This is a genomic window from Desulfosarcina sp. BuS5 (genome assembly GCF_028752835.1).
GTDB lineage: Bacteria > Desulfobacterota > Desulfobacteria > Desulfobacterales > BuS5 > BuS5.
Genome location: NZ_CP087952.1, coordinates 1,910,859 through 1,927,385, shown reverse-complemented (window position 1 = coordinate 1,927,385; position 16,527 = coordinate 1,910,859). Strand labels below are relative to the sequence as shown.

The 16,527-nt window shown below is 43.7% G+C and carries 12 protein-coding genes; 2 read left to right on the top strand and 10 right to left on the bottom strand.

The features are described 5' to 3' along the window. Positions 1 to 5 precede the first annotated feature (5 nt). The 4 genes from rlmN to BuS5_RS09410 form a co-directional block, all read right to left on the bottom strand. Positions 6 to 1,127 carry a 23S rRNA (adenine(2503)-C(2))-methyltransferase RlmN gene (gene rlmN / locus BuS5_RS09425; RefSeq protein WP_232223026.1) on the bottom strand — a complete coding sequence of 374 codons (1,122 nt, stop codon included), beginning with the start codon at positions 1,125 to 1,127 and terminating at the stop codon, positions 6 to 8. Then, complete coding sequence (locus BuS5_RS09420) at positions 1,078 to 7,476, bottom strand: type I polyketide synthase (RefSeq protein ID WP_051374679.1); 6,399 nt, start codon at positions 7,474 to 7,476, stop codon at positions 1,078 to 1,080. Before BuS5_RS09420 ends, rlmN begins: the two co-directional genes overlap by 50 nt. Positions 7,477 to 8,046: 570 nt before the next feature. Continuing rightward, positions 8,047 to 8,430 (bottom strand): type II toxin-antitoxin system VapC family toxin, encoded by a 384-nt coding sequence (locus BuS5_RS09415; RefSeq protein WP_027353550.1) that lies wholly within the window; start codon positions 8,428 to 8,430, stop codon positions 8,047 to 8,049. A gap of 2 nt (positions 8,431 to 8,432) precedes the next feature. Then, positions 8,433 to 8,666 (bottom strand): hypothetical protein, encoded by a 234-nt coding sequence (locus BuS5_RS09410; RefSeq protein ID WP_027353549.1) that lies wholly within the window; start codon positions 8,664 to 8,666, stop codon positions 8,433 to 8,435. A gap of 527 nt (positions 8,667 to 9,193) precedes the next feature. Here BuS5_RS09410 and BuS5_RS09405 point away from each other — a divergent pair. Both BuS5_RS09405 and BuS5_RS09400 read left to right on the top strand, forming a co-directional pair. After that, positions 9,194 to 10,183, top strand: coding sequence for a biotin--[acetyl-CoA-carboxylase] ligase (locus BuS5_RS09405; protein ID WP_027353548.1), 990 nt, complete (start codon positions 9,194 to 9,196; stop codon positions 10,181 to 10,183). Positions 10,184 to 10,227: 44 nt separating this feature from the next. Further along, positions 10,228 to 10,500 (top strand): hypothetical protein, encoded by a 273-nt coding sequence (locus BuS5_RS09400; protein WP_027353547.1) that lies wholly within the window; start codon positions 10,228 to 10,230, stop codon positions 10,498 to 10,500. A gap of 79 nt (positions 10,501 to 10,579) precedes the next feature. Here BuS5_RS09400 and BuS5_RS09395 read toward each other — a convergent pair whose 3' ends face one another. The 6 genes from BuS5_RS09395 to qrcA form a co-directional block, all read right to left on the bottom strand. Beyond that, a complete protein-coding gene (locus BuS5_RS09395) occupies positions 10,580 to 10,930 on the bottom strand; it encodes a cupin domain-containing protein (RefSeq protein WP_027353546.1) in 351 nt (116 codons plus the stop codon). A 29-nt stretch (positions 10,931 to 10,959) separates the two neighbouring features. Continuing rightward, positions 10,960 to 11,118: a hypothetical protein gene (locus BuS5_RS09390; RefSeq protein WP_198012216.1), complete on the bottom strand. Its 159-nt coding sequence runs from the start codon at positions 11,116 to 11,118 to the stop codon at positions 10,960 to 10,962. 102 nt (positions 11,119 to 11,220) lie between these two features. Continuing rightward, positions 11,221 to 12,540 (bottom strand): menaquinone reductase integral membrane subunit QrcD, encoded by a 1,320-nt coding sequence (qrcD, locus tag BuS5_RS09385; protein ID WP_157487351.1) that lies wholly within the window; start codon positions 12,538 to 12,540, stop codon positions 11,221 to 11,223. A gap of 95 nt (positions 12,541 to 12,635) precedes the next feature. After that, positions 12,636 to 13,451, bottom strand: a complete 816-nt coding sequence (qrcC, locus tag BuS5_RS09380) for a menaquinone reductase iron-sulfur cluster-binding subunit QrcC (protein ID WP_027353545.1) — start codon at positions 13,449 to 13,451, stop codon at positions 12,636 to 12,638. Positions 13,452 to 13,508: 57 nt separating this feature from the next. After that, positions 13,509 to 15,791 carry a menaquinone reductase molybdopterin-binding-like subunit QrcB gene (gene qrcB / locus BuS5_RS09375; RefSeq protein WP_027353544.1) on the bottom strand — a complete coding sequence of 761 codons (2,283 nt, stop codon included), beginning with the start codon at positions 15,789 to 15,791 and terminating at the stop codon, positions 13,509 to 13,511. A gap of 37 nt (positions 15,792 to 15,828) precedes the next feature. Continuing rightward, a complete protein-coding gene (qrcA, locus tag BuS5_RS09370) occupies positions 15,829 to 16,518 on the bottom strand; it encodes a menaquinone reductase multiheme cytochrome c subunit QrcA (RefSeq protein WP_051374678.1) in 690 nt (229 codons plus the stop codon). Positions 16,519 to 16,527: the final 9 nt, after the last annotated feature.

Here is a 16,527-nt window from a genome sequence, read left to right as displayed (position 1 = left end):
AAAGCCTACTCGGGGAAGTTATTTCGTCCCGGTTCCTTGCCGATTTTCAGTCTCAACTGGCCGCAGGCAGCGGAAATATCCCGCCCTTTGCTGCGCCGGATCATGGTAATATAGCCGCTGCTGATCAGAATATTATAAAATCTGTCGATTATATTTTCATCCGGGCAGGCAAAATCACTTCCTGCATGTTCGTTAAAGGGAATAAGGTTGATTTTTGCTTTAATGGGGCGAAGAAGCTTTACAAGCCGCCTGGCATCTTCTTCCGAATCGTTTACATCCTTTATGAGAATATATTCGATGGTTATCTTGCGCTTTGAAGCCATCTTGTATGTTCTGCAAGCATTGAGGAGAGTTTCTATGGGATATTTCCTGTTGACGGGCATGAGCATATCCCGGGTGGAATTTTCCGTGGCGTTTAATGATACAGCCAGACTTGCATCTGTGTCACGGCCCAGGTCGGCTAATTTCGGCGCCAGGCCTGCGGTTGAAATGGTGATCCTGCGGTTTGAAAAATTCAGGCCGTAATCCGTGTTGCTGAATATTTTTATGGCATTGATAACATTCTGATAATTAGCCAGAGGTTCTCCCATTCCCATCAGAACGATATTAGTCAGTTTTTTCGATTTGTTGAGATTATTTTTGATATCGCGCACCTGCGCGATAATTTCCCCGGGCGTCAGGTTGCGGATAAACCCGCCCTTTGCGGTAAGGCAAAATTTGCAGCCCTGAGCGCATCCGACCTGGCTGGATATGCAGATAGTATAATGATTTTTTTCCGGAATGAGTACGCTCTCTATAAAATTTCCGTCATGCAGTCGGAACAAAATTTTTTGAGTTCCGTCTTCGGATTCTTCCATTTTAACATTTTCAAGGCGGCTGATTACAAAATTATCCGTCAACATCTGCCTGACATCTTTACGCAGGTCTGTCATTTCGTCAAAGGTATCAACCTGACGGATATAAACCCATTTGAAAATCTGCACAGCCCGGTATGACTCGAGGCCATGGGATTTAAGCCATACAATTAATTGATCAAACGAAAGATCTTTAATGTCTGGTCTATTAAGATCTGGTCTATTATTTTCCGGATGCATACTGTGGCTTGAAAGACTTGTAAAGTGAAACATCCATAATGGATTCGTATCCTGTTAATGTTGCAATCACTTCTTCTTTTGAATCTATAAATGTAAAGTCTCCGGTCATCTTGCGGCCGGTAACATCGTTTACCTTAAGAATGACTGTTACATCATCCGAAGGAAAACTCTTTCGATATTGGCGATAAGATGCTGCATAACTCGGCAAAGAGACAACTCCTTGTTCCTCATAACACCAAAGGGTTGCCACCTGAAAGGCTGAATCAAGCACAAGGGGATCCGCAATCCATCTGCTCCTCAGCGGTTTTATCATCCAGTCCGAAGGGGCCGGAGCGGAAGCAACCTCTGCCACAATTCCCGAAGAAGAAATGCTGACTATCTTCTTGATACCATGGAGTTTTTCACCATGAAACAGCACTTGTTCGTACACATCATCAATTGTTCGATTATAGTCTCTTTCCCCATTCCGCTCAGGCTTTACGTAAACCGGGGGATGGACGGAACCGGATGTTAATATAGCCCTGGCCCTGGAATGAACAAGATCTTTGCCGTTCTCCTTAATGCCGTCCTTAAGTTCAACATCCAACTCGAACATTGTGCCGTTTTTGTGTAGACTCCCTGTCATCAGGCGTATCATCTTCGTATCATTTTCAAGCTTTATCCCATTCAAAAGCCTCATGTCATCAAGCCCATGGAGAAAAAGACCGGGATTCGCGTGAAGGGCTCCATGGCCGAACCATTCGGCCATAAGAGCAAATGGAACCACAGCTTTACCGTCAAGCATATGTGACTGTAAAACAGGAAATTTTTGCACATCAACCTCTTGTTTGAAGGTCAGGGAGAGTTCTTCCATATCATCTGAATTATCCTGTTCCGGGATAAAGTCCGCCCCTATTACCACTTCAGCATGGCTGTCCGGATCCAGGGACAACTCACGAATCATCTTTTCTGCGCCTTTATCAACAGGTATCAAAGCTATCCCCTTCCCTGCAAACTCCCTTTTCAATGCTTCGGTTACCATGCCGCCGTCCCAGGGGCCCCAGTTTATGGAGACTGTTCTGCATTCCGGACGTGCAAGAGACTCCTGTTGAGCCATCTTGTTTAAAACCTCATTTGCAACAGCATAATCAGCCTGACCAATATTACCTGAACGCGCGGTTATGGATGAAAATATTACAATAAATTTCAGATCATTATTTTTTACAGCTTCCAGCAACGCGTTTAATCCTTTTACCTTGGTATCGAAAACTTTTTCAAACTGCTCCCCTGTTTTGTCTATTATCAACCGATCTTCAAGAACTCCGGCCCCGTGAATAATACCAGTTGCAGGGCCATACTCGAAGATGACTTTATCATAAACAGCTTTAACCTCGTCTTGATTGCGAACATCAACAGAATAATATGATACACGCGCCCCTGTTCTTTTTATTTTTTCAAGGTTCCCGCAAATCTCCCGATTCGAAATATACTTCCTGTATTTCTTCTCAAGCATGGAAGGCGTCAAGATCCCCTTTTCATTCCCGGCCAAAGCCTGCTCATGCTCCAGGATCGCTTTTTTCATATCAGCCTCATTATCAATAGAGGCAAGCCAAACAGGTTCAGATTCAGGTTCAGGCGAACGGCCAAGAAGCACAAGGGTCGGTTGTGCATATTCCGCAAGAGCAAGAGCAGATGCTGCAGTTACACCTTTTGCGCCTCCTGTTATTAGTATGACATCATTACTATTGATATCCGATCTGATTTCAACGGCTGAATCAGACTCAGACGGTTCCAGCTCAAGCACTACTCTTGAAGCCGGAGCTATACCGATTTCCACGGAGGATGAGGAGGAGGCACAATTTAAAAGTTCAAGGACTATTTTTCCGGCTATATCTTTTAAATCAGTCCAACCTGGTTCAAGATCCATGGCCCGGCAGTTAACTCCTTCCCATTCAATGGCGGCTGTTTTTATAAGACCGGCCAGCCCTCCGTAAAGAGGGTTGAAAACCGTTTTCCCCCTGAAGCCGAAGGCTCCGTCCATGGAAGTAACAGATGCGAACAAGGCTCCGCCTTTATCTGCCGAATCCAGCAGATGCCTGGCAAAACTTTTGGACAGTAAAAAAGCATCCTTAAGAAAACCGTCATCCTGCCGGGATGATCTGTTCACACCTTTCATACCTTCATCATGGAGCAAAACAAGACCGGCCGCGGATTGCAGTTCCGAAAATTCGGGAGGATTTACTTTTGAAAGAATTACTGCTTTGATGCCATGCTTAGCAAACTCATCTGCGATTATTTCCGCGAGTCCGGTTTTGCTGTCTGTAATATAAATTTTTCTTCCGGACGGTATGGAGAGTCTCTTTCTATCTTCAAGCTTCTGTTCAACAACAGAGACTACCCTCCTTTTGACATTATTTTTTCTGCTTCTGTCGGAGTTCGCGACATGAGGAACAGGATCAGCGCCAACAGGAATAATATCTTCCGAATCACCAGGTTTAATATCTTGAGCCAGGTAATCTGCTATCTGCCCCAAAGTCTTTAAGCCGGCCATCTTTTCAGGAGATACAGCCGGAAGATCGGGCAGCTTTTCTTCCAATGTAGAGAATATCTCCACCCGCTTTATTGAATCTATTCCAAGGTCGGACTCTATATCCATTTCCAATCCCAGCATCTCTGAAGGGTACCCGGTGAGGTCGGTAACTACACTCAAAAGATGATTTTTGATTTCATTATGCGCCAGACCGGTTGCTCCGGCATAATTGATATCTGATTCAACATCTGAAGTCTCTTTCCGGGAAAGATAATCAACAATTTGCCCCAGGGTCTTTAAGCCGGCCATCTTTTCAGGAGATACAGCCGGAAGATCAGGCAGCTTTTCTTCCAACGTAGAGAATATCTCCACCCGCTTGATTGAATCTATTCCAAGGTCGGATTCTATATCCATTTCCAGCCCCAGCATCTCTGAAGGATAACCGGTGAGCAGTGTGACTACATTGAGCAGATTCTCCTCTATATCCCTATCTACTACAGATCCGGTATCTTTATCATTGAAATCTTTCCGGGCTTCATTTGGGGGAGTTGATTTTTCAGCATTAACTGCGTCCGTATTTTCCTGCTCCGGTTTTTTGTCGGCAACCCTTTTAACATTAGCATCAGCGCATATAAACGAATCCCCATTCCTTGCCGAAGAAACATTATCACTACATGCCGGTGCGGGACTTAAACCGGCTGAGGCTTCGACAAGCCGCCCGGTGCTCTCCATCATTTTCTGCAAAGTACGGCTCGCCTCGGCCTGTGTTTCCAGAAATTTTTCGTGTGTTTCAGCGGTTTTAAGCTGCAAGGCCTGCATAGACTTCAGGCCTTCCTGAACAACAAGAAAAGCCCCGGATATTGAATCTGTTTTTATGCTATTATCCTTAATATCTCTTTTCACAATATCTCCACTCCCGGAAATTATAGAAGGCTTAGGCATATCTTTGGTGATGCTGTCAAGGGGCGCATCGTCAATTACAGCTTTCCGGGGCGCTGCATGAAGAGCGGCCTTCTTTTTTTCTTTGACTCTATTCGCTCTGTTATTACCTTTACTTTCAATATAGTTGGCCCCTGTCAGCGGTATGTTCATTAACTGTTTTTTATTTGAAACTGAAACATGTTCCCATTTTGTCAAATCCATATTTAATCCGGAAGCTGCAAGATTACAGAGAACCCGCGCCAGATCTGCAATTCCAGACTTCTTCCCGGATGACATATCCATGGCAAGGGCGTTAAATTCACGGCCTTCAAGTATCGATTTAACAAGACCGGTAAGTACGGTTTGGGGACCGATTTCTATGAAATTACGAATACCTTCAGCGTACATATTTTTGATATTACTGATAAAATCGACGGGGAAACCTATATGGCGGCCTAATAGTTCCTTTGCTTTTTTAGAATCAGAGGGATAACGGCCGCCCGTTGTATTGGAAAAGACAGGTATCTTCGCAGGTATTAAGTCAATATCATTCACAATCCCCATAAAGGGCTCAACTGCATCGGCAACCCGGCTGCTGTGAAACCCGGCTGACACGTCAAGCTTTATAGATCGGTACCCTTTTTCCCGGCATACTTTGCCGATTTTATCTATAGCTTCCGTGGCCCCGGACAAGACTCCCTGATTCATATTGTTCCTGTTGGCCAGAACAATATCAGCATTATCCTTTATTAATATATCAAGTTCTTCCAGCGGCGCCTGCACTGCCAGCATTGCTCCGCTATCCCCGTCTTTATTGTTTCCGGCTTTGGCCATTAAAGAGCCCCTGGCTACAGACAGGGAAAAAAAGGTTTCCATATCGATCCGGCCTGCTGCCAGCAACGCGGTCAATTCTCCAAAGCTGTGGCCGGCAGTTACATCAGGTTTTAAACCGAAATATTGCAAAGCCCTAAGCATGGCAAAGCTGACAGCGCCTATGGCCGGCTGCGCAATATCGGTTTTCCCGAGAATTTTGCCGTGATCTGTCCCTGCCTGACCGTTTGTCGAGTTATAAGGATATATAAAATCACTGACTCCGCCATTTTTGCCAAACGCTTTATCCGCTGAATAAAGGGCATCCATGGCATCAGGAAATGTGCAGACAATATCTGCGCCCATGCCGGGATATTGACTCCCCTGCCCCGGAAACAGAAACGCGGTTCCGCCTTTACTTTCCCCGCTCCCGTAAAAAAAATTCTCAAAGCTCCAAAAATCTTTGTCCATACCGGACCGCAACTGCTTTTTGGCAGTCTCAATCCTGTCGGATATCATTGGAAGATAATCGTCAAATTCCACCGGTATCTCAAGCGTAATCAAAAGACGGTGCTTAGCTTTGTTTGAAAACCTGTCTCTTGCAGAAGCTGTTTTTGCCATTATGTCAGCCAATGGCATGTCATGATCAAGAGAATCCTTAAAGTCATCCAGCAGGCCGGACAGCTCTTGAATGGAAGAAGCGGAGATTGCTAATATATCGACTGAACCATCCCAGGTAACCACCTCTTTTTTTTTCTTATACTCTTCGAGAACCAGATGAAAGTTGCTGCCTCCGAATCCAAAAGCACTGATTCCGCTTCTCCTGGGGTGCCCATCTTTAGAAAGCCAGGGCCTTTTCTTGCTGTTCAGGTAAAAAGGTGTACTGCCAAAATCAAGTTCCGGATCGGGTTCATCCGCTTTTAAAGTGGGCGGCAGTGTCTTGCCGTAAAGAGAAAGAGCCGCTTTTATTATTCCTGCCGCACCGGAAGCAGCCTTGGTATGACCTATCATCGATTTTATCGAACCTAATGCGCACTTGTGCCCGTTCCCGGACGACAACGAAAACACCTTGGAAAGAGCCTTGAATTCAGCCTCATCCCCCACCTTGGTTCCGGTTCCATGCGCCTCTATCAGTTCAATACTGGAGGGTTTTACGCCGGCAAGCTCATAAGCCATTTCCAGGGCTTTTTCCTGTCCTTCAGGCCTGGGAGCATATATACTCTGGGATTTGCCGTCACTTGAGGAACCTATCGATTTGATAACAGCATATATTCTGTCATTATCTTTCTCCGCATCTTCAAGTCTTTTCAGAATCATGATACCTATGCCTTCGCCCAGGACAGTGCCGTCCGCGTGTTTGGAAAAAGGTCTGGCATCACCGGTAGATGACAATGTCATGGTTTTGGAAAAACACATGTGCATAAATATATCGTTTAATGTGTCCACACCGCCTGTCACGGCCATATCGCTCCTGCCGGACTGAAGCTCCATGACGGCAAGATTGATGGCGCCCATTGAGCTTGCGCAGGCAGCATCTACAACACAGTTTGTTCCGCCCAGATCCAGGCGGTTGCTGATTCTGCCGGCCACAACATTTCCCAGCAGACCAGGAAAAGAATTTTCCTGCCACGCCACATAGGAGTCTGAAATCCTGCTTATTACCTCATCAGCCTTTTCCGGGGGAATCCCTGAATTTTCTAAAGCAGCGCGCCATTTTGGAAATCCGAGTCTAGCCCCCAGGGGAATAACAAGCTCCTGGGTACCGGTTACACCAAGAATCACACTGGTCTTCTCCCGGTTAAACTCGCGGCCTTTGCCATAACCGGAATCATCAAGCGCCATTTTTGCGGCCACCAGCCCCAGGAGCTGTGAAGTATCCGTTGCTTCCAGGGATGATGGGGGAATGCCGAATTCCATAGGATCAAAAGGAATTTTCGGTAAAAACCCACCCCGTTTGCAGTATGTATGATCCGGCTTCTCTGGATTCGCATCAAAAAAATCAGCAGGAGACCAGTGTGTCTCCGGGACATCGGAAATCCCGTCAATACCGTTAAAGATCAAACGCCAATAATCCTTCAATGAAGCGGCTTTGGGGAATAGACACCCCATGCCTATAATAGCCACAGGCTTGTTGTGTTGCATTCTAGACTCATTCAGTTTCATAAGGGTTGTAATTTAACAGCGGATTTAGGGTCGGATTTTATATGATGATTTCGTCATCCTTCAAATTTAGTTTACATTTTTGGATCATAGCGGATTATTGTGAAGATTCTATTTCTTGTTGAGCATATACTAATTAAACTTATGCCATCAGGTATTAGCTTTTAGCTGTTCATCATGGATTACCACACTAATCCGTGATGAACCACACTTTTCAGATGTTTCTTTTTATCTGGTTCCCATGCTCCAGCGTGGGAACCAGTATGGTATGCATTCCCACGCTGGAGCGTAGGAACGAGACAAAAATCAATACCAAATATACTTTAATAGAACAAGTGGAGCTATGATGCATAGTCTGGGAAGTTATATCGTCCTCATTCTTACTACCAGAACTGCATCAAAAAGCAAATTAATATCTGCAGGATGATGCACATTTGTTTTGAAAACAAAAGAACCGCAGCTTCCTTTCAAAGTTTCTTAGATTTTTTTTCGATCGCAGTCCGATTCCTTCCTGCTGTACTCGCTGGTGAAGTTGACCTGCTGGTTGGCCTCCTACTTTTTGTAAGCAGGTGTTAGACCCTTTATCATTGGGTAATACTTAATATTTAGGGTCTTCAACTCTGCATCCTCGGCTTCAGATGTAGCGGCTATTATTGCATCTGCAAGCCCAATGCCATGAGATTTTCCATAATCACGCTTGTAGAATCCTCCAGCCTTTGCAATTTCAGCAGTTACAGGTACAACACGAAAAAGCGAAACGAAATTCTCCAATAAAGTTTGTTCTGCTCCTTCTTTAGCTCCAGCATACACCTCTGCAACACCGATGGACGAAAGGATAATTCGTGATGAGTACCTGTTTACAAAACTCACCGCCTTGTTGTAACCTCGGAAAAAATCAATTAAAACATCTGTGTCGATGAGAAATGATCTCTCCATGGCTAAATCCTGTCCCATTCAGTACGAATTTTCTTGAAATCAGGAAGATCAGTACGATCCTTCCATATCCCGGCAGCCTCGCGTAATACTACCTCACGCTGGCTGTGTCCCGCTTGATCAATGAGTCGATCAACAGCTTCTCGTATGAGTTCACTTTGTTTTTTTCCAAGAATTTTTGAAATAACTATTAATTCAGCACGTTGGCGCGCTGTTAGGTATATTTGTGTTCGTATCATGTGGCACCTCCAATGGTGTATACATTAGTACTATACATCATTTTTATTCATTGTCAAGGCCAACGTCACGGGTTAGCGATTTATGACACCATTCTTAGGGGAACTAAACCTTAACTCAACAATGGGAACGGAAACGGAAACTCTGACAAAAAATGTCAGCCGTAAACCGGCAACCGTGAACGGTTACGATATCTTAATGCTTTTTTGTCTCCATTTGACTTGATCCTAAAAATACAAATGCGGTTCTCATCCTTAAATGTCCCCTTTCACTTGCTGTTTTCTGATTGTATTGCCATAAAACCCTGTCTGCAATCCGAATGTACCCATATTGATCCATTGTTAGCATTCTCCTTGCTCCTCTGATAATAGGTTTTCATTATACTGAAATTCATGTTATCAGAAGTCAGTTACAGGTGGGTCAATTTTAGGTTGTAATTTAATACTATAGTGGGTCACTGTTTTAGGTTACCAAAACTAGAACTATTCAGATTAATAATAAATTATTCAAAAAGAATCATGGTTGAACAATGAAGAATACTCAGAATCCAAAAACTGTGCTGCAAATCCTGAAAGATGCGGATACCCGCCTTTCCGGAGAAAAAATAGCGCAAGAGTTAAATATTTCCAGGGCAGCGGTCTGGAAAAGGATTGAGAAGCTAAGAGACGAAGGCTTTAAAATAGATGCCCAGCCTAGATCGGGATATAGCCTGACATCATCCCCCGACGCGCTGATTCCCGAAGAGATCGAAAGCGAAATTGATCAAGAATCAATGTTCTCCGGGAATATTATCTACTACAAGACAATCGATTCGACCAATCTTATCGCAAAAAAAATGGCTGGGGACGGAGCAGTTGAAGGAACAATTGTTATCGCTGAAGAACAGACCAAGGGCCGTGGCAGGTTGAACAGACAATGGATTTCGCCGCCAAATAAAAACATTCTTTTTTCGATAATATTCCGCCCCCAAATTCTCCTGGCGCAGCTTTTTTCTTTGACCATGCTGACATCCTTATCTGTAGTCAAGGCCATTACAAAGTCATCCGGACTTAAGCCAATGATAAAATGGCCGAATGATATTTATATCAACAGGTTAAAGGCAGGGGGAATACTTACGGAATTTGACGGGGAACAGGATCGAATTAATTTTGTAGTTGTGGGTATAGGATTAAATGTTAATTTTGATCCGTCTTTATCAGACGATATTCAAAATGGCGCAACGAGTCTTTCAAGAGAGCTTGGGAAAAAAATTTCAAGGGTGAAACTGCTCCGTGAAATTTTAAAAGAGATAGACAAGTATTATGATTTAATTAAAATCGATAAAATATATCAAATACATAAAGAATGGAACAGCTATTCCCTTATAACCGGCGAGCCTGTAAGAATAACATCATTCAACTCAACCGAGGATGGCGTGGCTGAATCCGTGGATGCTGACGGCTGTCTTATTTTCAGAGATCTGAACGGAAAAAGAAAGAAGATAGTATTCGGGGATGTATCATTAAGGGTTGTTGAATAATATTTGTATAATTTAATTTAACATTCAAACTAAATGAGATAACAATGTGTATTAAACTCGATCTAAGCAAGCATTGCATTGAAACGGAAACAAAAAGATTACACAACCAGATGATTTATCAGTATTTCAAAGCTACTGATGATAGAACAAAACTGGAAAAGAAAATTGAAGCGCTTGAGGTTGCACTCAAAGAATTGGATTTCGCCCAACTGAGGGGTACGTATACAGAGCTGTCTGGTAATAGCACTGATGATGTAACCTTGTCATATGAAAAGCAACGGCTCGCCATCTACATTAACGGAATTAACATATTATAGGTTTTAATATGAATAATTTCAAGATATTATCGGTCGTCGGAGTATTGCGCTACATCTTCCTCCCTGTTCCCGGATAAATTCATAATTCCGGGGCGCTGGACGGAACCAGACAGATCATTATGAAAGGCTCATCGCCTGTATTTTTAAATTGATGTTCCTCGTTGCCGGGTATAAAAACAGCTTGTCCTGATTTCACAGGTACCCACTCACCTTCGCTATAAAGCTGTCCACTGCCTGAAGGGATAAAGACTTCGTGTTCCCAGTCATGTGAATGCCGCGGAGTATACCCGTTTTTATCAATTTCAAAAATACGCATGCAAAAATTTTCAGCGCCGTCGGCATTTCCTATGAGCACACGAGCCTTAACACCTTTTGCAGGCTCATCATCAAATAATGTCGGACTGACATCAGAATAATTCTTAATTTTCATTAATATTCCCTAAAATATTTGAATTTTGATTAGTGTTCTTTATGAGCATCTCCCTTGCAAACATCAATGGCAGATTTTACAACACAAAAAGTCATGCCAAGTCCAAGGATAGCTAACGCGTACCAAAGGCCGCCCATAAAAAGCATATGCCCTGCATCCCAAACCCATTCAAATGAAAACGGTAACATTTTTACTCCTCCAAAGACTCCATCCGGAAATAAAATTTTCCCGGATGGGATCTATTTAGTGCCCGAACGAAAATTAGCAGTTTTTGTTCAGGCACTATTTCGTTATGCCGTTGCTGGACTTAATGCCTGATCCCCGGCAGGCTCTATTGTTTCTTCGGTTTCTGTTTCAGATTTCATCTCAGTTTCCACTATGGGATTAAGTTCCGTTTCCTGTGGAAATATCGGAAGATAGCGATATGATACCAGAATTAACAGAAAACCGTATGCCACAGGCAGAATTGTTGTCGCAACTTCCTGCCAGCTGGGATAATAAAGTACCCAATTTTCAAAAGAGAGTACAGGGACTGCCATAACCTGTAGTACCATTACCCATCTGTTAACGCATGGTCCTAATACCCCCAGGATTAATGCCGTCATCAATATTTTGGGGTTGTCTCTCCCTTTTTTGGTCAGCAGTATAGCAGCCGGCAAAATACCGCAGATAATAATTTCAAGAAAAAGTATCCAATATCCATAAAAAGCATTGTTGGAATAGAAGAATGATACATTAAATCCTTTGGCCGGTGCTGTAACAAGTGCCCAGTAAAGGGTATCGATAATTTTGACGATTATGTATGAAGCTATCATCCATCCTGAAATTTTAGCCAGAAGATCGATTACATTCTGTTTAACAAGCTTCTTTTTTGATACTATTTCGGTTATTCGTGTAATAAACAGCGTAAAACATGGACCATATGCAGCGGCTGACCAGGTAAAGAGGAAAAAAGTCCAGGGCCAGATTGCAATGCCCTCCCTGTAAGCGAATGGTCGGCCATAAAGAACTCCGGCAACGCCGCCGAGTGATCCCTGATGAAAAAAGGAGAGAAAGGCGCCTGTGGCGGCAAAGACTGCCATTGCTGAATGCATGTTGTGACCCAGATAATGGAAAAAAGGAACTTTATCTACCTGTCGATTTTCCAGGATAAGCGGAATATATTCTATGGTAAGCACTGCAAAGTAGCATGAAAGACAAAAAGCTACTTCCGTAAGCATGGAATGAACATTTGCATGCCAGAAAATAAACCATGCTCTTAATGGTTGTCCTACATCTATGGCAAGAATCAGCAAAGCGGAACTGTAACAGATAAAACCTATCAGGACGGCATAATTGAGAATATTTTTCAATTCATCCAGCCCGAAAACATACCTTAATAATCCGGTAAAAAAAGCGCCGCCGCCTATGGCAATTACAGCAAGATCAGCCCAGATCCATAAGGCAAATCCATAGGAATCATTCATATTTGTTTGGTTAAGCCCTTTAAACCAGCATAGCAGCATGGCATAAACGCCCCACAAAAGCACAATCAAACCGATAAAGAGCCAAAAGGCAAACTTACCTGTTGAACATCGCTTGACTCCGGTGGGTATTAACGCAGAATCCATAATTTATGTGCTCCTTAAAAAATATAAAGATAAAAATTTAACCTAAATCGTTCAACCTGGGTTTAAGAAATGAGGAAATTATTTCGTCTTCATTCCTAACTGTGATATTTTTTTGTTTCATTGTTAATATAATTGTCCCCGGCTTTTCTGACCCATTCCCTGCTGGAAAGATAGTATACTTTGGGGTTTGTGCCGAGTCTTTCAAGCAGCCTGAATGCTTTTGGATTTTTGGGACGTCCGCCGTGATGAGAGTCAGGTTCAACCAGTTTATGAACCTTATGATCCGGATTGTTCAAATCACCGAACGTAATGGCACCTGCCGGGCAGGCCTGGGTGCATGCGGTTTGATATTCATCCTCTTCGAGCTCGCGCCTTCCTTCAGCATAGGCCTTATCCGTTGCCGCCTGGTACCTATGAAAACAGAAGCTGCATTTTTCCACAACTCCTCTCATCCGCGTAGAAACATTCGGGTTCAGATATTTTGTCATATCAGCAGGCCATACCGGATCCCACCAGTTAAAATATCTGGCATGGTAGGGGCATGCCGCCATACAGTACCTGCATCCAAAACACCTTGTATATATCTGGCTTACAATTCCGGTATCCATATTATAATCGGTTGCGGTTGCAGGGCAGACCGATACGCACGGGGAATGGCCGTGCTGCCCTTCACAATGCATGCAGGGCCTTGGGAGATAACATTCATCCGCTTCCGGAAAAGGTTTGTTGTTTGTTAATTTATAAACCCTCATCCAGGTTATGGAATCAAGTTTATTGGATTCGTCTTTTTTAAAAGGAACATTATTTTCCGACATGCAGGCCACCATACAGGAAGCGCAGCCGGTACATTTATCGAGATCAATTACCATCCCATATTTTTTTGTTTTTACATGTTTGAGATCTTTACTCATCAGAACCTCTTGCTAAATAGCGCCTGAAGGATTAATTATTTTATGTGGAAACCAATGTTAAGCTTTAACAAGTCCGGCCTTTATTCCCCAGACTGTATCCATTCCTGTTCTATTATCCGGAACAGGACTTATCAGGCTGTTAAAATTAACACCCTTTCCTGCCAGATATTCATCCTTGCATTCATGCCCAAGTCCCATGGGCAACGCTACGAGTCCCGGCATAATGCCTTCAGAATGACAAATTTTAACCTTTACGCTCCCCCTGGGAGTGCTTAATAAAGCCGGCTTATCATTGGGAAGGCCGAGAGAACGGGCAGTAACGGGATTTACTTCCACACAGCTTAAATTTCCTTTAAGCACTGTATCAGGGATGATTTTCATTAAAAACGGAGGATCCCCTATAAAGCCGTTGGCCAGTCTCATCGATTCATACGGAATCAGGGTTAACGGGAACCTGGAATCATCACCTTCCGGTTTTAGAGGTGTGAAGAGCGGAATAGACTCGTTTGCCCTGTTTTCAGCATCATAAACAGCGCTTCCAAAAAATTCAAATTTGGAAGATGGGGTTTCAAAAGCCTTACTCCATTTTCGGGGTGAATATTCTGAACCGATAAAAAAACTTTCTTCTTTTAAACTATCCCATTTATCCCCAAGCACCGACTCAATGCATTCCTGGTAATTATCCCATGGAAAAGATTCTGCTATGGAACCGCCCAGGGCTTTAGCCAGCATAATAATTGTATCACCGGCATGTTGGGTGTTGTATAATGGCTCCACAACCGGTTTTGCCAATCCGATCACCTGGTCAAGCACACCAAAAGGAGCTGGGATATCTTCATATCTCTCAAGATACATGTGATTGGGTAAAATTATATCTGCATTTAAAGCTGTTTCATCCATGTATGAAGAGAGGCTCACTATAAACGGAACAGCATCAAAAGCTTTTTGAACCTCTATGGTATCAGGCAGCGAATATACAGGATTAGCTTCGCAGACTATAAGGGCCTGGACAGGAGTTTCCTTGGAAGAATTGATTTTTTCAGGCAATCCGCTTAAAAGAGACTTTGTATAAGGATATGCAGAAGTTCCGGCTCCGTCTATTCGTCCGGCAGACAGCCCCGCTTTGGCGACAGCATCGGTTTTCAATTCAGGCCATTTAATATAATCGAGTTCGGGAACCGACCAGACGCCCCCTTTTTTGTTAATTCTGCCTGTCAGAGCGTTTAAGGCATGCACCGACATATAGAGATTCAGACTGCCGGGCGCGCATCCCCTGCCCTGGCCGCATAAGGCCAAAGGTCTGGAAGCGCAGGCAAACTGCCGAGCCAAATATATGATATCCGTTTTATTGACGCCGGTAATTTCAGAAACTTTTTCAGGGCTGTATCCTTCTGTTACCAAATTTTTAAAGCCCTTATGAGAATTGCCGTAGTCATCCCCCCAGTCCTCAAAACCAAATGAATAATCTTCAACAAATTCTTTATTGAAAAGCGACTCATTAATGATGACATTTGCAAACCCCAGGGCCAAAGCAGCTTCTGTTCCGGGTTTTATCGGTATCCACTTATCTGCTTTAGCCGCTGTACGGGAAAGACGCGGTTCTACCTGAACAACCATGGCATTATTTTCTTTCCATAAGCTGTGTGCCTTAAGCATGCGAACAGGAGAACCCCAGCCGTCAAGCAGACCGCTGCCCAGACTTAATATAAAGTCGGAATTTTCCAAGTCGAATCCGGTCAAGCCCTGAACACCGTTCATAAAATGAGTAGAGAGATTATACGCCTCATCCATCGACGGCATATTCATCAGATTGGCTGAACCGTAGACTGTTAAAAACCTATCGAAGAGACCATGCATTGTTCCCCTGTCCCGTCCCAGGATCGTGCCTACCGATGAGGCTTGGCCATTGGATCTCAATCGGCCCAGTTTTACCGCAACCTCCTTGACGGCGTTATCCCAGGAAATCTTTTCCCATCTGTTTTCACCCCGTTTGCCAACACGTTTAAGGGGTGTTTTAACCCTTGTATGTCCATAAAGAAGCTGGGGGCCGGCTAAACCGAGGCTACAGATTCCACCCTTGTTAACAGGAAAATCAGAATTCCCTTCTATCTTGACAACCCTGTTGTCGACTTTTCGTACAGAAATGCCACAACTACCGGGGCATAATGTACACACGGAATTTACATGAGTAACTTCCCCGACGTCAGGGACCGGGGTCCACGGCCAGTTCTGGGTCCAGATGGAACTGTCATCCATCAATTTCCACGGAAGAGGAGACAAAGCCGTGCCTGCCGCTCCCCCGATAATTAATGACAAGAAACTTCTTCTGCCAATTTTCATAAATATAACCTCAAAAAGAAAAAATTATGGACGGGCGCTACTTATGACACACAAAACATCCGCCTTTTTTTGTCTGAACGCTTGTCTGTTTTACATTCTCCCTTACATGACATTCCGAGCAGTCATCCATCTTCATTCTGTCCCAGGTGTTTTTCTTAAATCCACCGATATTTTTTCCCCATATATCCCGGCTGACACCGGTAATCCGATTCTCTTCATAAACCCTTAAATGTTCGGATTCGCCAATATTACCATGACATTCGGAACATTCCATTTTACTCATTTTTACATGGGCCGCATGCGAGAAGAAGACGCAGTCAGGCTGTTTTGAATATATCAGCCATGACACTTCCTTTCCTTTGGCAACATATTTATTTAGAAACACAGCCTCATCCTCACTCTCCCCCTGTGCCTCTTCATGACAGTCGACACATTGCTCGAGTTTGGGAACTCCGGCAAAGCTTCCGTCATCACGGAAAAAATGACAGCTTTCACAACCATCATCAACCTCCTCCATATGGACTGCATGGCTGAAATCGAAAGGTTGCTTTTTTTGGGAATAGAGCAATTTCGGGAAAACCACCCACCCTATGACAAGACTTGCCAAAAATCCTACAATAAAAAAAAGGATGATGAACCCGCTGGATCCGTCATCCTTTTTTTGTGCGGCTTCAGACGCCCCAATACCTGTTGAAACTTTACCGTCTTGATCTTTATGACTCTCCATTAAAACCTC

Bases quoted from the DNA above. Each gene is read 5' to 3' on its own strand.
- rlmN (WP_232223026.1), bottom strand. From the start codon at position 1,127: ATGTTTCACTTTACAAGTCTTTCAAGCCACAGTATGCATCCGGAAAAT.
- BuS5_RS09420 (WP_051374679.1), bottom strand. From the start codon at position 7,476: ATGCAACACAACAAGCCTGTGGCTATTATAGGCATGGGGTGTCTATTC.
- BuS5_RS09415 (WP_027353550.1), bottom strand. From the start codon at position 8,430: ATGGAGAGATCATTTCTCATCGACACAGATGTTTTAATTGATTTTTTC.
- BuS5_RS09410 (WP_027353549.1), bottom strand. From the start codon at position 8,666: ATGATACGAACACAAATATACCTAACAGCGCGCCAACGTGCTGAATTA.
- BuS5_RS09405 (WP_027353548.1), top strand. From the start codon at position 9,194: ATGAAGAATACTCAGAATCCAAAAACTGTGCTGCAAATCCTGAAAGAT.
- BuS5_RS09400 (WP_027353547.1), top strand. From the start codon at position 10,228: ATGTGTATTAAACTCGATCTAAGCAAGCATTGCATTGAAACGGAAACA.
- BuS5_RS09395 (WP_027353546.1), bottom strand. From the start codon at position 10,930: ATGAAAATTAAGAATTATTCTGATGTCAGTCCGACATTATTTGATGAT.
- BuS5_RS09390 (WP_198012216.1), bottom strand. From the start codon at position 11,118: ATGTTACCGTTTTCATTTGAATGGGTTTGGGATGCAGGGCATATGCTT.
- qrcD (WP_157487351.1), bottom strand. From the start codon at position 12,540: ATGGATTCTGCGTTAATACCCACCGGAGTCAAGCGATGTTCAACAGGT.
- qrcC (WP_027353545.1), bottom strand. From the start codon at position 13,451: ATGAGTAAAGATCTCAAACATGTAAAAACAAAAAAATATGGGATGGTA.
- qrcB (WP_027353544.1), bottom strand. From the start codon at position 15,791: ATGAAAATTGGCAGAAGAAGTTTCTTGTCATTAATTATCGGGGGAGCG.
- qrcA (WP_051374678.1), bottom strand. From the start codon at position 16,518: ATGGAGAGTCATAAAGATCAAGACGGTAAAGTTTCAACAGGTATTGGG.